11 protein-coding genes are annotated in these 20,166 nt (G+C 54.6%); 5 read left to right on the top strand and 6 right to left on the bottom strand.

Features of this window, described 5'->3' with window-relative positions; translation table 11 throughout:
* The first annotated feature begins 195 nt into the window (after positions 1 to 195).
* The gene (locus K239x_RS16840) at positions 196 to 3,828 is read left to right on the top strand and encodes a DUF1553 domain-containing protein (RefSeq protein WP_419189066.1); all 3,633 of its coding nucleotides are present in this window, start codon (positions 196 to 198) and stop codon (positions 3,826 to 3,828) included.
* A gap of 22 nt (positions 3,829 to 3,850) precedes the next feature.
* Positions 3,851 to 5,137, top strand: coding sequence for a DUF1501 domain-containing protein (locus tag K239x_RS16835; protein WP_145419394.1), 1,287 nt, complete (start codon positions 3,851 to 3,853; stop codon positions 5,135 to 5,137).
* 14 nt (positions 5,138 to 5,151) lie between these two features.
* Here the strand turns inward: K239x_RS16835 and K239x_RS16830 are convergent, their stop codons facing one another.
* The 3 genes from K239x_RS16830 to K239x_RS16820 form a co-directional block, all read right to left on the bottom strand.
* Complete coding sequence (locus K239x_RS16830; protein ID WP_145419393.1) at positions 5,152 to 5,784, bottom strand: sigma-70 family RNA polymerase sigma factor; 633 nt, start codon at positions 5,782 to 5,784, stop codon at positions 5,152 to 5,154.
* Between the two features lie 126 nt (positions 5,785 to 5,910).
* Entirely contained in the window at positions 5,911 to 9,066 is a 3,156-nt protein-coding gene (locus tag K239x_RS16825) for a carboxypeptidase-like regulatory domain-containing protein (protein ID WP_145419392.1), read from the bottom strand.
* A gap of 151 nt (positions 9,067 to 9,217) precedes the next feature.
* Positions 9,218 to 11,641, bottom strand: coding sequence for an ATP-dependent helicase (locus tag K239x_RS16820; protein WP_145419391.1), 2,424 nt, complete (start codon positions 11,639 to 11,641; stop codon positions 9,218 to 9,220).
* 448 nt (positions 11,642 to 12,089) lie between these two features.
* Between K239x_RS16820 and K239x_RS16815 the strand changes: the two genes are divergently transcribed.
* Positions 12,090 to 13,538: an NAD(P)/FAD-dependent oxidoreductase gene (locus tag K239x_RS16815; protein ID WP_419189065.1), complete on the top strand. Its 1,449-nt coding sequence runs from the start codon at positions 12,090 to 12,092 to the stop codon at positions 13,536 to 13,538.
* A 227-nt stretch (positions 13,539 to 13,765) separates the two neighbouring features.
* Here K239x_RS16815 and K239x_RS28760 read toward each other — a convergent pair whose 3' ends face one another.
* On the bottom strand, positions 13,766 to 14,134 hold the full coding sequence (locus tag K239x_RS28760; RefSeq protein WP_419189064.1) for an ABC transporter substrate-binding protein: 369 nt from the start codon (positions 14,132 to 14,134) through the stop codon (positions 13,766 to 13,768).
* A gap of 151 nt (positions 14,135 to 14,285) precedes the next feature.
* Here K239x_RS28760 and K239x_RS16805 point away from each other — a divergent pair, with 151 nt between their 5' ends.
* Positions 14,286 to 14,561 (top strand): hypothetical protein, encoded by a 276-nt coding sequence (locus K239x_RS16805; RefSeq protein ID WP_419189063.1) that lies wholly within the window; start codon positions 14,286 to 14,288, stop codon positions 14,559 to 14,561.
* Here the strand turns inward: K239x_RS16805 and K239x_RS16800 are convergent.
* Positions 14,547 to 15,935 (bottom strand): pectate lyase family protein, encoded by a 1,389-nt coding sequence (locus tag K239x_RS16800; protein WP_145419389.1) that lies wholly within the window; start codon positions 15,933 to 15,935, stop codon positions 14,547 to 14,549. The two genes, K239x_RS16805 and K239x_RS16800, sit on opposite strands and share 15 nt — an antisense overlap.
* 366 nt (positions 15,936 to 16,301) lie before the next feature.
* On the opposite strand from K239x_RS16800, the gene K239x_RS16795 reads away from it, so the two are divergent.
* Complete coding sequence (locus K239x_RS16795) at positions 16,302 to 18,500, top strand: hypothetical protein (protein ID WP_145419388.1); 2,199 nt, start codon at positions 16,302 to 16,304, stop codon at positions 18,498 to 18,500.
* Positions 18,501 to 18,641: 141 nt separating this feature from the next.
* Here K239x_RS16795 and K239x_RS16790 read toward each other — a convergent pair whose 3' ends face one another.
* On the bottom strand, positions 18,642 to 20,063 hold the full coding sequence (locus tag K239x_RS16790; RefSeq protein WP_145419387.1) for an NAD-dependent malic enzyme: 1,422 nt from the start codon (positions 20,061 to 20,063) through the stop codon (positions 18,642 to 18,644).
* Between the last annotated feature and the right edge of the window lie 103 nt (positions 20,064 to 20,166).

The raw sequence follows: 20,166 nt of genomic DNA, 5'->3' as shown, positions 1-20,166 counted from the left end.
GGTGAACACCCATTCTATCGAGTTGTCGTGCTATGGGCCTGCTATACTATTACTCCCCCTTTTGATCCGCTCGCTGATTTGAGTGCTGGATCAGACGCCCACCTCCATACCGCTTCTTCCCACCTGCCGGTATCCAACATGCTATTTTTGTGTCCCCGCCAAAGCCTGTCGCGATGTTCCGCGCTGACAGCTCTGATGGGTTGTTTTTTTGTTTCGCTGACAACCGCAGCCGACGCCGACACCGGATCTGCCAATGACGTCCAACCGATCGCGCGTTGGGAATTTGACAAACTGCCAGTTGGCGATCTTTCCGGGCAAGTCACCGTGGATTCGCAAGGCCCCGCTTTGCCGCTGTATCCCGATTTTGATTCGGACAACCACGCTCTGTCACTGAAATCGCCGGCATATGTGGTGTTGTCAGACGACTCCGATGAAAAGTTTGATTTTGGTGATGGCGATTGGATCACCGCCGAGGCTTGGGTCAAAGTCAACTCGCTTGCCGACAATGCTTACATCGCTGGCAAGGGGCGCACGAAGTTGAGCGGATCCAAAGGCCGTGATCAAAACTGGGCCTTCCGACTGCGGAAACGAAACGGGCAAGCCAGTTTGAACTTTTTGTTTCATTCACAAGACAGCGAGGATGCCAAAGGTCAGTTTCACCGTTGGACCAGCAAAAATGGTTTCGGCATCGGAGTCGGCTGGCATCATGTGGCGGTCGCGTACCAGTTTGGTAACCCAGACAGTATCGTCGGTTTTATCGACGGACAGCGGACCAGCGGCTCTTGGGATCTGGGCGGAAAAACAACTCGCCCGCCAATGAAAACGCAGTCGCCCGTTTGGATCGGTTCTGCGATGGGCGGGAGCAAAGGAAATTCGTTCGACGGACAGATTGACAATCTCGCGATCTATCGTGATCGCGTTTCGGACGATGTGCTTGGCAAACGGTTCCGTTTCTCGCCGCCCAAAATCGATCGCTCCGATCTTCCCAGCGATGTGAATCTGCAATCAAAAGTCGCGGTCGAACTTCTTGGGCCGTTCAATGGTCACGGGCGAGTCCCCGTTATGCTTGAACCACGCAAAACGTTGTGGCTTCAAGACACATTGGCAATGACGCGTCTGCCGTTTCGTTACGATGCCTGGGGTGTTCGCGATGATTGGACGACTGACGACAAAAAAACAATGTTGGCTCGTGCCTGGACCGAGATCAACTTGGAACCGGGTGACTACCAGTTGCTGGTTCGGTCTCGCGGATACAGCGAGCTCTTTGTCGATGGTGATCGAGTCGCAACGACGCCGGCGCAAGTCAATCGTTCGGGAGCTCACCATGTCGTGGATCCTTTGCCAGCCGTTTCCGTGCCTGGAATGCGTCCTCATGCGATGAACGATCACGAAAAGATAGTCGCCTTTCACAGTGACGGTGGCGTCCACGAATTACGGTTCGACGTGATCGTTGGCGGTAAAACCTATCGTCTGGAATTCGGCGAAACCTGCGTGGCGATCGCACGCGAGGGAGAGATGTTCTCATTGATATCGCATCAAGGCGACTATCCGCTGACCGATGATGGATGGGCGAGGTTTTCCAAACAACAGAGCGGTTCACTCGCCCGTATCGATCAGGAAAACCGTCAGCAACGAGTTGCGAAGAGCGAACCGCAGTGGCAGAAACGACATCAATTCGCCAAGTCGAATCTGATCTCGGGATCAACGAAGGGACACACCATCGATTCCTTGATCCGTGATCGAATTGAACAAGAAAACGCCCGTCGATCCAGCGTCGCCGAAGCGAACGGTGCCAGGCCGGACGCAAACGATTTTTATGCCAAATCCGTGCAGCCGATTTTGAGCTCGCATTGCTCGCGCTGCCACGGTGATAAGCGACAGGGAGAGTTGTCGGTTTTTGATCGCGAGAACTTGTTGGTTGGTGGCGAATCTGGAGAATCCGCTATCGCTCCCGGAGACTTGGATGCCAGTTACTTGTGGGAACTGGTGTCAGCCGGTGCCGACGACTACCGCATGCCACCCAAAGGTGATGGGTTAAGCAAACAAGAACTTGCTGTCATCAAAAAATGGATTCGCGACGGGGCGGCAATGTCGGTCGCGGTTGAACCAGCGATCGTCGAAACGCCGGTGGTCGATGAAGCGACGTTCCTGCGCCGGCTGTTTGTAGACACCGTCGGTGTGCCGCCGACGCTGAGCGAAGCCAAAGCGTATCTAGCCAATTCGGCCGGTTCATCGGCCGATCGACGAAACGAGCTGATCGACCGAATGCTGGACGACGTTCGTTGGGCAGACAACTGGGTGGGGTATTGGCAGGACGTGTTGGCCGAGAATCCGAATCTGTTGAAACCGACGCTCAACAACACCGGGCCGTTTCGATATTGGATTCACGAGGCGCTGGTCGACAACAAGCCGATCGATCGATTCGCAACTGAGCTGATTCAGATGCGAGGCAGCAAGTGGTCGGGCGGTGCTGGCGGTTTTGCGATTGCGTCGCAAAATGATGTGCCGATGGCTGCCAAGGCTCACGTGATCGCGACCGCGTTTATGGGGGTCGAGATGAAATGTGCACGCTGCCATGACGCTCCGTATCACTCGTGGAAACAAGGCGATCTATTTAACCTGGCTGCGATGTTGGAACGCAAGCCGATCAAGCTGCCCGCGACCAGTACCGTGCCGGCAGCGTTCTTTGAAAAACAAGAACGAAAGTCATTGATCCAAGTCACATTGAAACCAGGCGAGACGATCCACGGCGAATGGCCGTTTGCGGAATTTGCTCCCGAGATCGAAGCAAGTTTGTTGCCGGCGGATTCTGATTCGCGGGATCGATTGGCGTTGCAAGTGACGGCATCACGACGGTTCGCCGAAGTGATCGCGAATCGGGTTTGGAAGCGACTGATGGGAGCAGCCATCGTCGCACCGGTCGACGATTGGGAAGGCAACCCGCCCAGCGACCCGCGATTGTTGGCTCACTTGGCCGACACGCTGATCGAAAGTGACTACGACCTGAAGAAACTGGCAAAATCCATTTTCAAGAGCCAAGCGTATCAGCGCTCCGCATCGGCATCGGTTGATGAGGGACGTTTCTTTGCCGGGCCCTACCGGCGACGGATGAGTGCCGAGCAAATTGTTGATTCAGCGTTTCACGTGGTCGGTCAATCGATGCAAACCGAACAGCTGACCATGGATGTCGAAGGCACGTTGCCGGCAAAGAGCTTTTTGAATTTTGGTTTCCCGCAACGTTCATGGGAGTTCACCACGCTTGCCAATGAACGCGATCGTCCGAGCCTGGCTTTGCCACGGATCCAAGCGATCGCCGATGTGCTGCGAGCATTTGGTTGGCGGAATTCTCGGCCCGAGCCGACCAGTGATCGCGAAGAAGCACCGAACCTTGTCCAGCCGGGGGCTCTGGCCAATGGAACCCTAGGCGTTTGGCTGACTGGACTTAGCGACCGTAGCGGTCTGACTTCGTTGATGACCCAACCACAGGACGTCACGTCGCTAGTCGACGATCTCTTTCTGCAGTTGCTGACTCGTTACCCAACGGATGCGGAGCGAGAGAAGTTCACTGGGTTGCTTCGCGACGGGTTCGACCAACGCGTAAAAGAACTGAGTATGGCGGACCTGTTAGCGCCCACGCCCAAGCGGTTTCGCTACGTGTCGTGGTCCAATCACCTTAATGGTGATGCCAACGTGATCAAAGTCCAGATGACGGAATTGGCTCGCAAAGGGGATCCCCTTACCAAGCGACTTGATCCCGATTGGCGTGCCCGTGCCGAAGATGCGGTTTGGGCGTTGATCAATAGTCCCGAGATGATCGTCATTCCCTAAAAACTGTGCTACGAAAACGATTATGAAACGACGAAACTTTTTGGCGGCCAGCGCATCGGCCGCTTTGGCGTCTCCGCTGTTGGCTAACGATCCCACCGAATTAGAAGTCGGACAAACACCGCTTGGAAAAGCTGAGCACTGTGTGATGATCTGGCTCGGCGGCGGAATGGCGCAAATCGATACGTTCGACCCCAAGAAGATGGGCGATGCCAAAGCCAGAAAAGCGGGCGCGTACTACCGGTCCATCGACACGGCGGTTCCCGGGGTTCAGGTCTGCGAACATCTTACGGAAACGGCAAAGATCATGGACCGAGTGACGGCCGTCCGTACCGTGCACCATGATGTCGTCGACGAACACGCCGCGGCAACCAATCGAATGCATACCGGTCGCCCGACGACGGGAACGGTTCAGTATCCGTCGATCGGATCGATCATTGCCAATCAGCGAGGTGCTGCAAACGACGGTGCGCCGGCGTACATGTTGGTCGGGTATCCCAATCTGACACGCGGCCCAGGGTTTCTTGGACAATCCTCTGGCTATGTGTATTTGACGGATGTCTCGACAGGTCCCGCGGGGCTTGCGAGGCCAGCTGGAATCACTGATCAACGTCAGTCACGACGCCAGGAGTTGTTGTCGACGGTACGTGCCGCGACGGGACAACGTTTCAAAGACGATCACATGATCAACGAATACGATTCGGCGGTTGCAGAGAGTTTGCGGCTGAGCGGACCGGAGTTCATGAGTGCGTTTGATTTGAAGAACGAGCCTGACGATTTGCGAAACCAATACGGCGACGGGTTTGGGCAACGGTGTCTGTTGACTCGGCGGTTGTTTGAATCGGGAGTTCGTTTTGTTGAACTTTCGCACAACATGAATTTCCGCAATGGCACGGGATGGGACACGCACAATGATGGGCAGCTGAATCAGCACCTGCTGATCCAAGAGTTGGACCGGTCAATGTCGACGCTGATGGCTGACTTGGAAGAGCGAAAAATGTTGGACAAGACGCTCATTGTCATCAACAGCGAATTTGGTCGGCCGGCGCAGTTCGATGCCGGTGGTGGTCGCGGTCATCACAGCAAGAATTTCACCGTCGTGTTGGCGGGCGGCGGTTTACGGCACTGTGGTGCCTACGGAACCAGCGATGAACTGGCGATGGAGGCCGTCGACAAACCGGTGTCGGTGCCAGACTTATTTGCCACGATCATGGCGACGATGGGAATTGATCCGACCAAAAATCTCTACGACGGTGATCGCCCCGTTCCAATCACTGATGACGGAACCCCGATCAAAGCGTTGTTGTCGTAGGGTCGTGGGCGACGCTATTCGTCCAGTTGGTCGCGAAGTGTTTTCATGCCGCGGTGCAGCAACCCTGCTATAGCTCCGGTAGTCTTGCCCATCGCCTCGGCAACTTCGGCTAACTTCATGCCGTCCAGGTAGTGCCTGCGGATTGCTTCGCTTTGTGAATCCGGCAACCGATGCACTGCATCGGCAACTTTCAAGACGTTTTCGCCAAACGCCACGTTCTGGCTTGCTGTGGGACCTTCGCCGGCCAGCAGTCCCTCCAGTCGCATCGATGACTGCGCCAGCTTTTGCTCCATCGATTGCTCGCGTCGAATGTCCCGTTTGTCGCGATGAAGGTCACGGTCCAGGTGGCAAATGTGTCGAGCCAGGATTTGTCGCAGCCAGCCTCTAAATTCGGCCTCCGTTTGGCCGCGAAAACCGTCCAGCCCCTGCACGGCCTGCAACATCGCTTGTTGGACCATGTCCGATGCACCAATCTTGGCTTGGTAGGCTTTGCGTGCCTGGCTACGTGCCAACATTCGCAGGTAAGGTTCGTATTTGGCGACGATCGCGGGATCGCTGACATCAATTAGTTCGCTGGGTGGTAACGGCTGACTGACGTCAATTGGGTCGTTGCTTACATCGTCTTTGCGGTTGGCGTTCTCGGTCATCTTGATTCACTGCTTTGTGAAAACGGCATTACGGACAGTGGTCGATTATCAGCGATGCTGGTGGATGAGCCTATCCCACAGAAGGCAACGCTCAGAGACGACCACTCCTACAGACGACAACGACTTTTAGTCGCCGATCTGCTGGTCAATCCGCTTTAGCTTCAGTTCGATTTTGTTATCGTTTGATTTCTGCAATACCAGCGATTTCAGTCGCAGTGGCACTTCGATTGGCTCGAAGCCTGAAAGTTTAATGCGAATGCGGTAGTCTCCCGCGGGACCCGAGAGCGTCATGGTGGGAAGCCGCGTCCGCACGAGCACGTCTTCGCTACCTGCTCCCAAGACTTCGATTCGGCAAGGAATCAGAACACCCTGTTTGTCGCAGACGCGCACGGTGGCGCGGCGAAGGGTTGATTGTTTTAGTTTTCCGAATGAAATCTCCAGCTGTTGCTCTTCGCCAGCGACCAACTCGACGTCGGCAATGGCGGACTCGCGTCGGTTAAAAGATGGGCCGTTGGTGACAGTGTATTTTCCGGGCGGCAATTGGAGCGTCGGGTAGGGGTTTTTCACGTCGACGGTATTGGGCGAGAGCATCGCGTGGATTCGACCGTCTTGGCTTCGCAGAGACATGGTTGTTCGTAGCGATTCTCCGTTGCTTCCTTTTGCAGTCGTCGTCAGGGATGCCGTTGCTGCGGGAATCTCCAATGCAATGGGCTGATCGATTTCGTCGTCGCTGATGACAATCTTTTGCCGCATCCCAAAATCACCTAAGCCGTAGCAAATCAGGTCGTACGTGCCCGACGACACCATGTCGAATGCAAATGGGGCGTCTTGGGTCGCTCGCGGAATAAACTTGGCCGCGTCACGACCAAAGAATAATTCTTCGTTGTATTGTTGCAATCGCAGAACAAGTTCGTCGGGAATCTCGCCTGTTTCCAGTTTTGGCAGAATGGTCATACGTGCTATGCGAATGCTTCGATCGCCCAGTTCCACGCTGCCATTGGCCGGAACTGCAACTCTGTCTAAGAGTGACCAATCGCCACGTGAACCAACGATTTCGCGGTAGAGATACCAATCACCCGGAGGAGCTCCGTGGAACGTGAAGTGACCGTCGTCGCCGGTTCGCGCAAACATTTTCATGCCGCCAAACGTCGAATCCGGGCCTCCCAATTGCAGTTTGACATTTTCTTGGGGTTCATCGTTCGCGATCAAGCGACCTGACAGGTTTGCTTTCCCGCCAAAATCCAGGCGGTGCTCTTTGTTTGCTTCGGTAATGATCACGTGACGTACGACGCCCATGGCACTCCATTCTTCGGCACGGCTGACATAGATCGTTGTCGCCGGCAAATGCTGAATCTTGTACTCGCCGTTCCTGTCAGTCGTTGCAATTCCAAACCGGCCCGCTTCGCGATCGCCGCCACCGTAGCCACTTGCGTCCTGGAAATGCAGCGTTTCGCCTATTTGGGGATCTCCATTCTGATCGTAGACGCGGCCATAAACGGTCGCTCCTTTGGACAGTGTGATTTTCGATTCAGGTGCGTCTTTAACAATCTGAACGCCACTGATTTCGCGAAAGGCATAGTCTGGGTGATCGACGCGAAACGTCTCTGTGTCTAGCAAATTGTCGAATGAAAACTTCCCAGCTTTGGTGTGCTGGGCGTGCATGTCGGTCACGAACCGAGACGCTACACGTGGCATTGCTCCGGACGCTAAAGACAGTGCGCGAACTATCGCGTTTTCGATTGGTTCACCAGCCTCGTCGACCACCATTCCTTTGAACGCAATGCCGCGTTGCAACTCGATTTTCAATTCACGATCAATCTCTTTGATCGTGTCGACTTGCTCACTCTTGGCGACAGCGTACCCGTCCGCGACGACCGAGACGGTGTAGATGCCCGGGCCAACGACCTCACTTTGAAAGTCTCCTGCGTCGCTGGACCCGACTTTCCAATCGTCATCCTGAACGTAGTTGGGACCCTCCAGTGTCCGCAGCTTTGTGATTCTGTACTGAAATGTTTTGATCGGTTTTTTTGTTTCAGCGTCTGTCACGATACCTTGAACGTGCGGTTTTCCGCGAACTCGCAAGACGATTTGGAGCGGTTCATCATTGGGGATCTTGACGCTGTCCAAATCATCCAGGTTCTTGATCTTTCGTAAGTTCATTACCTCCAGTTCTGGATTTTCGGGACGAATGCGATACACGCCCGGAGGCACTGGTCCGACTTTGAATTCCGTGGTTTTAGAATCGATCGATTCGTGGATATGGTGCTGAGTCTGAGCACTGTAGCCAGATAATCTGATTCCGCGCTCGAGCGGTTTTCCGATCCAGCGAATTTTTCCCTTCAAGTAATTCATGGAAGAAGGCGACGGATGATCGACGGTTAGCTGAAGCGGCTGCTGTATGTCCGTCAGATTTGCATCGGCCATGATGTTTCGGGACATGCTGATGGTGCCTCCCTTGGGGATCGACACACTCAAGTTGTACGGCTGGTTCGTGATGTGAATCAGCTCGAAGGAACCGTCTTCCGCAATTGGCACGCCCCGCGGATACGAGTTGAATTTCCACCAGGACGGCAGGGCTCTCAGTGCCCAGCCGGCAGCAGGTTTGCCATCGCTGCACAGCAGCTTTCCCTTAATCGTCCTTCCTGAATGGAGGATGATCTCCAGCTTCGCGACTTCGTCGGGATCGGTGACCTTTACAAGTGCTTGCTCGATCGAATGTGACTTGCCCATCGCACCGATGATGTAGTTCGTCTGAAGAGGCTCGAGCCCGCTGACTGTCGCTACTCCAGCCGCGTTGGTTGATTTGTTGACGCGAATGCGACGAGCGTCAACAACCGACCGGCAATAGAGTCGCACACCCTTGATTGGCTTGCCGTCCGTGTCTTTGACGGTGACGTGCAGCTGGCCGGCACGCTTGAGGACAAAATCCTTGGTGATCGCTTTGTTCGCCATCAACATGACTTTGGGCATCGACGCGTAGTCAGTGACGCCGACATGCCCTGTCGATTCAATGCTGATGCGAAACTCGCCGGGCTTGTCAATCTCGACAAATTCGTAACGGCCGTTCGGGTCCGTAATTGCTCTTTGGTAGCTCTCCTCTCCGCGAATCGTGATCTTTGCGTCCACGACCGGATCGCCGTTCTCGTCCGTCAGCGTCCCGGAAAGTGGGATACGCGTAATGGCACGCTCAGGCTTTTTTTCTTGACCGAGTCCGGAGTGTGGGATCCCGTTGAAGCCAATTGATAGGAGTGTCGTCGCAAAGAACAGGCGAAGAACCGACATTTTCGATGTCCCCAATCAGGTGGTGAAAGAAGTCTGTGTTGCCTGATTGTAAGGCAACCTGGGACTCCGATTGCAAGTTACTCTACAGCTGAACAATTGCACCTATGGGGGAAACTACGACGGCATGTTTGGGATCATGCGACGTGGGCACCTAGCCGACGACTTCCAGCGGCGCAAACGCGACTCGAAAACTGTGTTCGCCATCGCTGAATGCAACTTTCGCCATGCGTTTAGGACCGCGACCGGTCACGGAAATGATCAGTCCTTCTCCGTAGTCGGCGTGTCGCACCACAGCTCCCTCGCGGTAAGCAGTTAGCGGAGTGCTTCCGCTGGTCAGCATTGCCGCGCCGGTTTTCAATTCGCTTTTGATCGCAGCAGCGGCTTTCGCTTTTGCGGATTTTGCTGCCCGTTTTTGTGCCTGCTTTGCGTCGCGCAGGTCGTCATCGGGCAACTGACAAACTTCATCGTCGATGGAGGGGCCTGGATCGTGGACAAAATCGCTGTCGTCCGAGGCGATCGAATCATCCGATGTGTTGGAATCATTCGCCGAATCATTCGCGGGGGAATCATCCGTCACATCGGGCAAGTCCCAGGAATCGGGATAGCTTTGATCTAGGTCGTCTTCTTCGTCAAAGAAGTCTCGTTCGACCGCGCTCTCGACTCGGCGCAGTTCGTCCATCGGCAATTCGTTCAAAAATGGACTCGGAATCACTGGTCGCATGTCGCCGCGAACCGTCCGACGTTTGCAACAGCTAAGCTGCAGCCACTGCATCGCGCGAGTGATACCGACAAACAACAGGCGACGTTCTTCCTCGAATTGAGCCTCGGTCTCTTTGGACCTGGCGTGAGGCAAAAGATCGTCTTCGACGCCGATGACGTAGACCCTGGGAAATTCCAGGCCTTTCGCTGCGTGCAATGTCATCAAGGTCACGCGGTCGGTGGAATCCTCGAACGCATCCATGTCGGAAACCAACGCGACCTGTTCCAAGAAGGCTTCCAGTGAACCGTCATCGGGATGCTGGCGATCAAATTCGACGGCGGCCGTGACAAGCTCGTCGACGTTGGCCATGGGATTGCTGTCTTGCTGTTCGACAGCGGTCTTTTCCAGATAGTCTTCGTAGTGAGTCTCTTCGATCAAAAATCGGAGTAAATCTTCTAGCGGTGCCGTCGATTTTTTAACCAGTCGATCGTAGATCTGTACGAACTTCCAAATCATTGCTTTGGCGCGTTTTGCCAGCGTATCGATTTCGTCGGCGCGACGTGCCGCTTCTAACAACGGGATGCCATTGGAATCCGCATAATCACGCAGTCGTGTGATCGTGGTTGCGCCAATTCCGCGAGTCGGTGTGTTGATGACTCGTTGCAACGCGACATCGTGGCTGGGATTGTTGATCAGATTTAAATACGCCAGCAGGTCTTTGATCTCTTTACGTTGGTAGAAAGCCAGTCCGTTGACGATCTGGTACGGGATCGCGCTGTTGCGCAGGGCGTGCTCCAGAGAACGCGTCAAAGCATTCATCCGCACAAAGATTGCAAAATCACGCGGCCGCATTCCTTCGGTCGCCATCGCATTGGCGATCTCACTAGCGATGCTATCGGCCTCTTTGTAACCGTCTTCAAAGAAACGCAGCACGACCTGTTCGCCTTCTTCGTTGTCGGTGAACAGCCCCTTTTGTTTGCGACGACGATTGTGCCGAATCAATTGATCGGCCACACGCAGGATGTTGGGCGTGCTGCGATAGTTTTGTTCCAATCGCACGGTAGTTACATCGGGATAGTCTTTTTCAAAATCCAAGATGTTGTTCAAGTCGGCGCCGCGCCAACCGTAAATGGATTGATCGGGATCTCCGGTCACCGACAAGTTAGGATGATCGATCGAGAGCGCCCGGACGATCGCATACTGAGCCAAGTTCGTGTCTTGGTACTCGTCGACCATGATGTACTTCAGTTTGGCATCCAGTTCGGCTCGTACTTCGGGGTTCTCTCGCAGCAAGATCGCGATGTGCAGCAGAAGATCGTCAAAGTCGACGGCGTTTGCAGTGAGCAACTGCTTTTGATAAACCGGATAGACTTTGGCAGCAATCGCGTCGCCGTGACGAAGCGCTTGGCCCTCCATCATCTCGGGCGTTACCAAGCGATTCTTAGCACTGCTGATGGTCGACGCGATTTGTTCGGGCGACGCATGCGAGGTGCTGATGCCGGCCGCTGCAATCGCCCGCTTCATCGCTTGCTTCGAATCCGAAGTGTCGTAGATGGAATAGTTTTCGGACAATCCCACCATCGGAGCGTAACGGCGCAGTCGCTGGGCGCAGAACCGGTGAAACGTCCCCATCCAGACATCTTGCTGCGGCGCAAGTTTCTGCACTCGCGAACGCATTTCGTCGGCGGCTTTGTTGGTAAACGTCAGAGCTGCGATCTGCCACGGTTGCACCCCGTGTTTCAGGAGATTGGCGATGCGATGAGTCACCACGCGGGTCTTTCCACTACCGGGACCCGCCAGAATCAGAAGCGGCCCGTCGATATGCGTCACCGCCGATGCTTGGGCATCGGTCAGGTCTTTTAAAATTGCATCCATGATTCAATTCACAAGCAGCGGTGCGACGGTCGAAAACTGGCGCCCAGTCTAACATTCGATGGGTAGCCTGCGAATCACCGGTACCGCCCGTCCGGAGGACCAACCGTGTCATTCAGAATGGGGGACCAAGCGAAATTTTGAGTACGGGCAATTGAATGCGAGCGATTGATTGCGGGAGATTGAGTGCAGGTGACCTACCGTGTCAATTTCGACGACACAGCGTTTGGCTCGCTGCAACGATGGTTTGGTTGGGCAGCGATGCGGCTTGCCGGTTTTTGCTCGCTACCGATTGTTTGCGGCAGTGATTGTGGCAGGCTAGGCAGATCAGCCAACCGCCGTACTTGGTAATCCGATTGGAATGCCCGTTTCTTGTTCGGTGTTCTGCACGTATCGTAAGTGTTCGCGTTGGAGTCCCTTTGTTTTTCTGAACACCCCTGAGCCTGGTTCGATGCCAAACGCTTCCTCCCAAAGCCGTTACGACATCGCGATTATCGGAGCTGGATTTTCCGGATCGATTCTTGCTCACATCATGGCTCAACACGGACGCAGCGTTGCGCTGATCGATGCGGTCGAACACCCGCGTTTTGCTATCGGGGAATCGTCGATTCCAATTGCCGACAAATTGCTCCAGCGTCTTGCTGACAAGCATGGCATCGACCCGTTCGCGCAATTGTCAACGTACGGTTCATGGCAAGAAAACCACAGCGAACTTGCTTGCGGGCTCAAGCGGGGAACTAGCTACTACGCACACACGCCGATGCAACCGTACGACTTGAGTACGCGCAATAGTTTGTTGGTGGCTGCCAGCGAAAATGATCAAGTGTCCGATACGCATTGGTTTCGCAGCGAAGTGGACGAATTCTTATTCGATCAGGCGGCCGCCGCAGGAGTCACGCCGCTGTCGAATCATCGCGTGACGTCGATCGAACCGGATGACTGGATCACGATCATGTTGAATGACCAGGGAACGATTCAATCGCGGATCGCAATCGATGCGTCGGGCCCGTCCAGCGTAATGGCTCGGCTATTGGGAGCGACAAACCTGATCGACAAAATTCACACGCATACTCGCAGTACGTTTGCCCATTTCACGGGAGTCGGTTCGTGGTCCAAGCGATTCGGCCGCAGCAACGATCCGTTTGACGGCGACGATGCCGCCCAGCACCATTTGATTCAAAGTGGCTGGATTTGGATGCTGCGGTTTAACAACGGCATCACCAGTGTTGGGACGACGACGTGCGGCAGCGGACAGCCCATGTTGCCACCCCAAGGCGAATACCCCTTGATCGATCAGATGTTTGCGGATGCCGAGCAAGTCGAACCTGATTCCGCTCGGGGGCCGATCACGACGCCACGATTGCAGCGATTCTATGACCCGATCGCGGCACCGAATTGTTGGATGCTGCCCACTGCTGCGGTCGCGATTGATCCGCTTCACAGCACTGGAATTGCGCACGCTTTAGCAGGAATCGATCGGCTCGCTGATCTGTTGCTTTCGCAAACGGACGAAGGAGAGAGCAACGGTGCACAGGCGATTGCCGCGGAAAAATATGCGCATCATGTTCGTCAAGAATCGCTCTTTTTGGACAAGCTTGTCGGCGCGGCCTACGGGGCAATCAACGACTTCCCGCGATTCACGCAAGCTTGCTTGGTGTACTTCGTCGCTGCGATCGCGTGTGAAGAACAGTATCAACGCGGTGATACGCCGTCGCAGCTGTTCAATTCCGACGATGCTTCGTTTCGCGACAGCATTCAGAAGTGTGTCGGCTTGATCGCTAGTAATGCGCGGACCAGTGAAATTGCAGATCCCATTCGCGAATTGATGGCACCCTACAACCATGCGGGCTTGTTCGATCCGTCGGTCAACAATCGTTATCGCTACACGGCGACCAAGTAAATGATTGCGTCGACGTTTCAGCTGGCTAAACGTTGGCAATCTACTCTGATTCAGCACTACTCTGGTTCAGCACTGCTGGGGCGACTTCGATCAAGTCGACCCCACGGCAAGTCGTCCGGCAGTGGGTGAATGTCGGGATGCAACGCGTGGGTTAGGATCTCCAGACTTTCGACTAAGCGCGGACCAGGTCGATTGAAATTAGCGGAACCGTCAAAGATAAAAACTCGCTAGTTTATTACTGCGGACAGGCTGTTCCAATTTGCAGACGATTCCAGAATCGGAATGTCTTGCTGAATTCGATCCACGTCAAATCCACAGCAAGCCAGCACGATCACATCCGGATCGGCGGCCACGATCTGATCCCAAGTCACACCGACGGAGTGTTGCCCTGCGACGCCTATCGCATCGTCGCCGCCAGCCAAGCGAACGAGTTCCGGATTCCAATGGCCAGCCGAAAACGGAGGGTCAATCCATTCCAGCAGTACCACGCTTGGGCGACGTGACGCGGTGAATTTTTCGCAGCGCGATGCGATCGCCCTGACACGTTGATTCAGTTTGGCTGGTAACTGTTCGCCTTGCGTTTGACGGTTCGTCACAATTTCAGTTTGTTCTTCAAAACACTGACACCTCAAATGCACGGAACGCTGCCATGATGATCCTTTCGATGGACCTGGGCAAGTTCAACAGCGCCTGCTGCCTTGAAAATGCGTTTGCTGTCTCTGCGATGCCCGAATCGCCGTCATTCCTTTGAGACGATCGCGAAGAAACGGTCGCACGTGGAGCATCTGCGTCGAGACGCATCCGGCGGATTTGATTGTGATGCAAGCCTGTGGGCCGTCGGGTTGGATCAGCGATGTGTGCCGGGCCCGAGGAATCAAGACGATCGTTTGCAGTACCAATGACGAGGCGTGGTCCTGGAAAAACATCAAGCGAAAGACCGATCGCGACGACGCGCACAAGCTCGCCCAGATGGCGATGAAACACACTCCCGAGGTTTGGGGCGATCCACTATTTGGGTTGTAAGCCTTCAAGGTACTGCTCCAGGTTTACGTACCCGTCGCCATCCCTGTCCTGCATGGCGTCAGCGGAGTCGTTGGGATTGAGTCCATGCTGGACCTCCCACGCGTCAGGCATCCCGTCCTTGTCGCGGTCGCTCACGTTGCCGGGCTCAAGCGACGGCCACCCGCCGACTTCTGCTGGATCGTTGATCATGGCACCGGTTCGGTTTCGGACATCGTCGACGATTCGGACATCGACTCTGTCGCGTTTGGGAAGCGTTGCTCCGACGGTCGGCAACAAATTTGCGGCTAGCGTTTTGGCCGGTTCTGGGGTTACCGGATTTGCACTCATGTCAAACGGAGTGTTCGATCGAACGGCTTGGTCAAGCAGGCTTCCGTTGTACTCTTCGTCGTCAATCACACCGTTGAAACCAACGTTGGCCCAGTCGTCTTCGGTCCCGCTTGCGCGACGGGGACTTAAGTTGTCTTTGACATAAAGAACGTTGTCGACAAGCTCGCCGCCAACAACGATCGGATAGCGGTGCGCGCGATGTTGTGTGCCAGGAATGAAGACGTTGCCGATCAAGTTCGCTTGGAACCCTTCGGCAATCGTAAAACACGCTCCGACTTGGTAGTAGTTGTAGATGACATTGTTGACGATTTCGTTCTTCCCCAAACCATTCAGTCGAGGATTGCGATCGTCATTGTGTGCAAACAGATTGTGATGCACCGAAACGTTGACGTTCTTTGCACCGCTCAACAGACCTTTACTGTGTCGACCGCGCTGGGTGTGGTTTCCCTCCCAGATTCCCTCGGAGATAATGTTGTTTTGGATCGTGACGTCGCTGGCGTCAAACCAAAGATTGACGTTTTCGTCGACGGCCCAACTGAATGAGTTGTTTGCAATGACGATGTTCTTTCCGCCCAAGATCGAAATTGCATCGATCGAAGTGCTGGGGGCAGACAAGCCTGGTCGTACGCGTAAGTGTCGAATGATCACTTCGCTGGCGCTAACGATAAGCGATGGGCCAGTATTGGTATCGCTGTTTTTCAGAGCGATACCACCGCCCGGTGCCGAGTGCCCCGCGATGGTGATGCGAGGACTTTTGATCTTCAGGGAGGTCTGGAGTTCGATGGTTCCGGCTACTGAGAAGACGACAAAACGCGGCCCCTTGGTTTCGATGGCAGCGCGAAGTGAACCGGGGCCGGAATCGTTTAAGTTTTCGACTGCAATCACGGTGCCCCCACGTCCGCCGACCGTCTGGGTGCCGAAACCCTGAGCACCCGGAAATGCCTTCGCGACATGACGTGGCATGGTATTTAGTTCGGCGTCCGCCGCGGCACCGATCGAACCACCAAGCACGATGACCGCGAATAGCGAAGTGAACAGGTCTTTCATCGAGCGAGGTCTGCAAATTGATGGGTGAGTGAGCAGTCGTAACCGGAGCGGTTGACGACGAATCTTGTGGTCGCTTTCTTAACTGGTCGACGTGGGATTCGATTGGGGCGCGTGCAACGCAATGAATATACCAAAGCACGCTTGGGTGGATTCGACGGGCCAGTAAGCAAAGGGGAATCGTTGGTGAATAGCCGTTCGAAGCAAAACAGAGAGCAGTTGCTGTTGATGGTTTTTCGCGTATCAACTCATTTACGCACTGTCCGAATTGGGCGTGCGTGAAATCGAAGCTTGGAAACTCCGACGCGCTGCCAAGCTATGATGTGCAGTCTCACCGGATCCCCCTCAATATCTCGCCTTTAAGAACCTATGTTTCAATTTGTGACCAACTGTGATCGCAGTTGCCGACTATGTTGCTTCGCGCTCGTATTGATGATGATGCCGTTCGCGGTGGGCGAATCAGCGGTGGGGCAGTCAGTTCGAGTGTCGTTAGAAACTCCCAACGTCCTGGAGGCGAATGACGATCCGTCAGCAACGTTGCGATTCGAGAATGTATCGGATCAAGCCATGTCCGCGGCAGTGTCTTACACCTTGCAGCTAAATTCATCCTTGGTTGAAATGACAAAACCGCACCCAACGCTAGGGTACGATCACGCGATTGGAGCTAAGTCGACCGTTCGCATTGACGACAAAGACTATGGCGACGCCTTGCTGACCGACGGCAATCCATTCACGGCATTTGAGTCGCCTTGGACAAAGGGCCATCGCGAAGCGGTTGTGCTGATCGAATTGACGCAGACGCGTGATATCAACGTGATGCGTTGGCAAGCCGCCGACGCGAACTGGATCTGGCAAGTCGATGTGGAATCGAGCATTGATGGCGAGTCGTATTGGCCCATCGAATCGTTGCAGGCATTCAGCATGCACAAAAAATGGGGGCAGCAGGTGTTTCCGCTTCCAGCACCCGTCAAGGCAAGATTTCTACGTCTGCGTTTCTACAACGCTGACGGCCCAATGAATATCGTGCGGCTTCCCAAATCGATCGAAATCTTCGACGGTCCGCAGAACGATGTTGTAAAAATGCCGGTCGCTGGCAAGCGAATCGATTCCGGCCAACTTGAAATCGCGTTGAAGCCTGGGCAAATTCGGTCGTTGCCGATCGCGTTGAAGCAGCCGCTTTCTCCGGGGGCGTATCTGCTGACGTGGACTCTCAGCACAGATCCGTCTCAATCTGGTTGGTCCGAGATCTTTGTCAAACCGACTGATGTTCCCAACAAAAATGCGACTCGACGTTTTGGCATCAACTCTTCTGACGTTCAGCTCGCCGATCTGATGTCGCAATGCGGTTTTGGCTGGGTCCGATTCGAGAACGGAAAATGGAGCATGTCGTCCGATGCACGCGACCACTACAGTTTCAGCGGCAAGATCGCGCCATGGCACGTCGATCAAGACGCGATCTACCGTGCTTATCGCAGTCGCAAGATGAAAGTCATGCCTTACGTTTTTCAGACGCCCGAATGGGCCACTTCTGCTGGGACGAAAGTAACGAAGAACCGGGCAGGCTATCCGCCCAAGCAAATGTCGGACTACGGCGATGCGGTGTACCAATTCGTCGCTCGTTTTGGCACGCAGAAACGCCCCGACGATTCCCTGAAGACAGATGATCGTTTGAGCGGCGCGGATTTGATCGATGCCATCGAGCTGTGGAACGAGCCGAATTTGGTCGGGCCGTCCTGGGCTCCGTTTGTCGGATCGATCGAACAGTATTTTGAAGTCATGCGGGCCGGCGTTGACGGGGCAAGAAAAGCGGATCCGAATCTGACGGTGACGTCTTGTGGATGGGCGGGCATCGAACCTGAGACGATTCAACAAATGACCCGCTTTCGGTATGCGGATGGCAAGTGTCCGCTGGACTTGATCGACGTGATCAATGTTCATTTCTATTCCGGAGTGCAGGAGCCGGAAGTCGCCAAGGAGGACCCGAATATTCGCAAGGAAAAGTCCGATCAGCCTGACGCGAGCTATCTTGATCAGTTGGACGAATTGATTCGTTGGCGTGACCAGCACAAGCCATCCGCCAAGATTTGGATGACAGAAACAGGCAACGACGTTGGCGGACCAATTGGCCTTTCCGAACGAAAACAGGCAGCCAAGTTGCCTCGCGTGACAATGATTACGTTGGCACGCGGAATCGATAAGGTTTTTATCTATCGCGAAAGCGGATCAAAACCGACCATGCACGCTGGCGCCGGACTGGTTCGCGATGACGGGACACTCAGGCCATCCTGGTTCACGATGGCGACGATGATTCGGCAGCTCGCGGGATTTCAAGGCCGTGGCGAACGCATCCAGCATGACCGCAGCGATACTTGGATACTGCGCTGGATCGAAGGCGACCAGTCGGTTGTGGCCGCGTGGACCATCGGCGCCGAATCAAAGTTAAAGGTCAGCGACGTGATCGCTGGCCAAGCTCCGAAATCAATCGTCGATGCATTCGGTCATTCGATTGAAAGCAGTGATTCCGATGAAATCACGCTCAGCGAATTTCCTGTATATCTCGCTTACTGATGCGATGGGGATAACGCTGCTTCGATCAACGCAACTGAACTAAGACCTTCGGTTGAAATTTTGAAAGTCCACGGAACGTAAGAACGTAATTTCAAAACGCGTGAGCCAAAGACGATCGACAACGAAGCTAAAGCGAACGACCTAAGTTGTTTTGCGAGGAATGTCTCGGCGGCACTGACCGGACTGGATCGCTGATTTTGCAACCGCGTCGGTAACCGCGGTGCAGACGCGGCGGTCAAAAACGCTTGGGATAACGTACTCGGGGTGAAGTTCATTTTCGGTGATGATGTTCGCGATTGCATACGCCGTCGCCAGCTTCATGTCTTCGGTGATTTCTCGCGCACGCACGTTTAGGAGGCCGCGGAATAGTCCTGGAAAACAAAGGACGTTGTTGATTTGGTTGGGGTAGTCGCTGCGACCGGTCGCCATCACGCGTACGTGTTCGCCGGCTTCGCGAGGCGTGATTTCGGGGTCAGGATTGGCCAAGGCGAACACGATGGCATCGGTGTTCATCTTCTTGACATTTTCGACCGACAGGGCACCCTTGGCGGACACGCCGATGAAGACATCTGCCGCTGCAATGACGTCCGAAAGGCTGCCGGAGTCCTTGACCGCGTTGGTGTTTTCGGCCAACCATTGTTTTTCCGAATTCAGTGCTTCGCGTCCGACGTGGATGGCACCGGTCCGGTCACAGACGATGATGCTCTTTGCCCCTGCAGAAATCAACAGTTTTGCAATCGCGGCACCTGCCGCGCCGGCTCCGTTGATCACAATGCGAATTGAGTCAATCGATTTTTTGACGACCTTCAAAGCATTGACCAGTGCCGCAAGCACCACAATCGCTGTGCCATGCTGGTCATCGTGGAAGACAGGAATGTCCAGGTCTTCGATCAGTCGTCGCTCGATTTCCGCACAGCGCGGCGCCGAGATGTCTTCCAGGTTGATGCCGCCAAAGGTTGGTGCGATGGCTTTGACGATCAAAACGATTTCGTCCACGTCTTGTGTGTCCAAGCAAATGGGAAACGCGTCGACATCGCCAAACTCTTTGAATAGCACGGCCTTGCCTTCCATGACCGGCATTGCGGCTTTGGGGCCAATGTTTCCCAATCCCAAAACAGCTGACCCGTCAGTGACAACTGCCACCGTATTGCGGCGAATTGTCAGCGCGAATGCCGCATCGGGATCATCGGCGATCGCTTTGCAGATGCGGGCAACGCCGGGTGTGTAGGCCATCGATAGATCGTCGCGGTTCTTAATCGGGACACGCGAATTGACTTCCAGTTTTCCGCCCAAGTGCATCAGGAACACCCGATCGGACACGTGGATGATTTCGATCTCCGAATCTTCGCGTAGCTTTTCGACGATCGCTTCACCGTGCTCGACATCGGTCGCATTAATGGTGAAGTCACGGACGATTTGTTTTTCGCTGGCGTCCACCACATCGATCGCGCCAATCAGTCCGTTGACTTTTCCGATAACCGATGTGATGCGTCCAAGATAGCTGGGCAAGTCCGGATATCGAAGTCGAACAACAATGCTGTAACCAGGACTGTGGTGGCTCATCAAAAGATCCGCTGAAGCGAGGCAGTAACGACGCAGTAAAAAAAAGTGCGGACGAAACCGCCTCGGGATCTTATCGGCTGGTCGCGATCAGCAAACACAGCCC

The organism is Stieleria marina, assembly GCA_007741555.1.
Classification (GTDB): Bacteria; Planctomycetota; Planctomycetia; order Pirellulales; family Pirellulaceae; genus K23-9.
Note: the sequence above shows the minus strand (reverse complement) of the source record. Positions and strands in the feature narration are given on the sequence as shown.

Bases quoted from the DNA above. Each gene is read 5' to 3' on its own strand.
- K239x_RS16790 (WP_145419387.1), bottom strand. From the start codon at position 20,063: ATGAGCCACCACAGTCCTGGTTACAGCATTGTTGTTCGACTTCGATAT.
- K239x_RS16795 (WP_145419388.1), top strand. From the start codon at position 16,302: ATGTTTCAATTTGTGACCAACTGTGATCGCAGTTGCCGACTATGTTGC.
- K239x_RS16835 (WP_145419394.1), top strand. From the start codon at position 3,851: ATGAAACGACGAAACTTTTTGGCGGCCAGCGCATCGGCCGCTTTGGCG.
- K239x_RS16840 (WP_419189066.1), top strand. From the start codon at position 196: ATGGGTTGTTTTTTTGTTTCGCTGACAACCGCAGCCGACGCCGACACC.
- K239x_RS16800 (WP_145419389.1), bottom strand. From the start codon at position 15,935: ATGAAAGACCTGTTCACTTCGCTATTCGCGGTCATCGTGCTTGGTGGT.
- K239x_RS16830 (WP_145419393.1), bottom strand. From the start codon at position 5,784: ATGACCGAGAACGCCAACCGCAAAGACGATGTAAGCAACGACCCAATT.
- K239x_RS16825 (WP_145419392.1), bottom strand. From the start codon at position 9,066: ATGTCGGTTCTTCGCCTGTTCTTTGCGACGACACTCCTATCAATTGGC.
- K239x_RS16820 (WP_145419391.1), bottom strand. From the start codon at position 11,641: ATGGATGCAATTTTAAAAGACCTGACCGATGCCCAAGCATCGGCGGTG.
- K239x_RS16815 (WP_419189065.1), top strand. From the start codon at position 12,090: ATGCCAAACGCTTCCTCCCAAAGCCGTTACGACATCGCGATTATCGGA.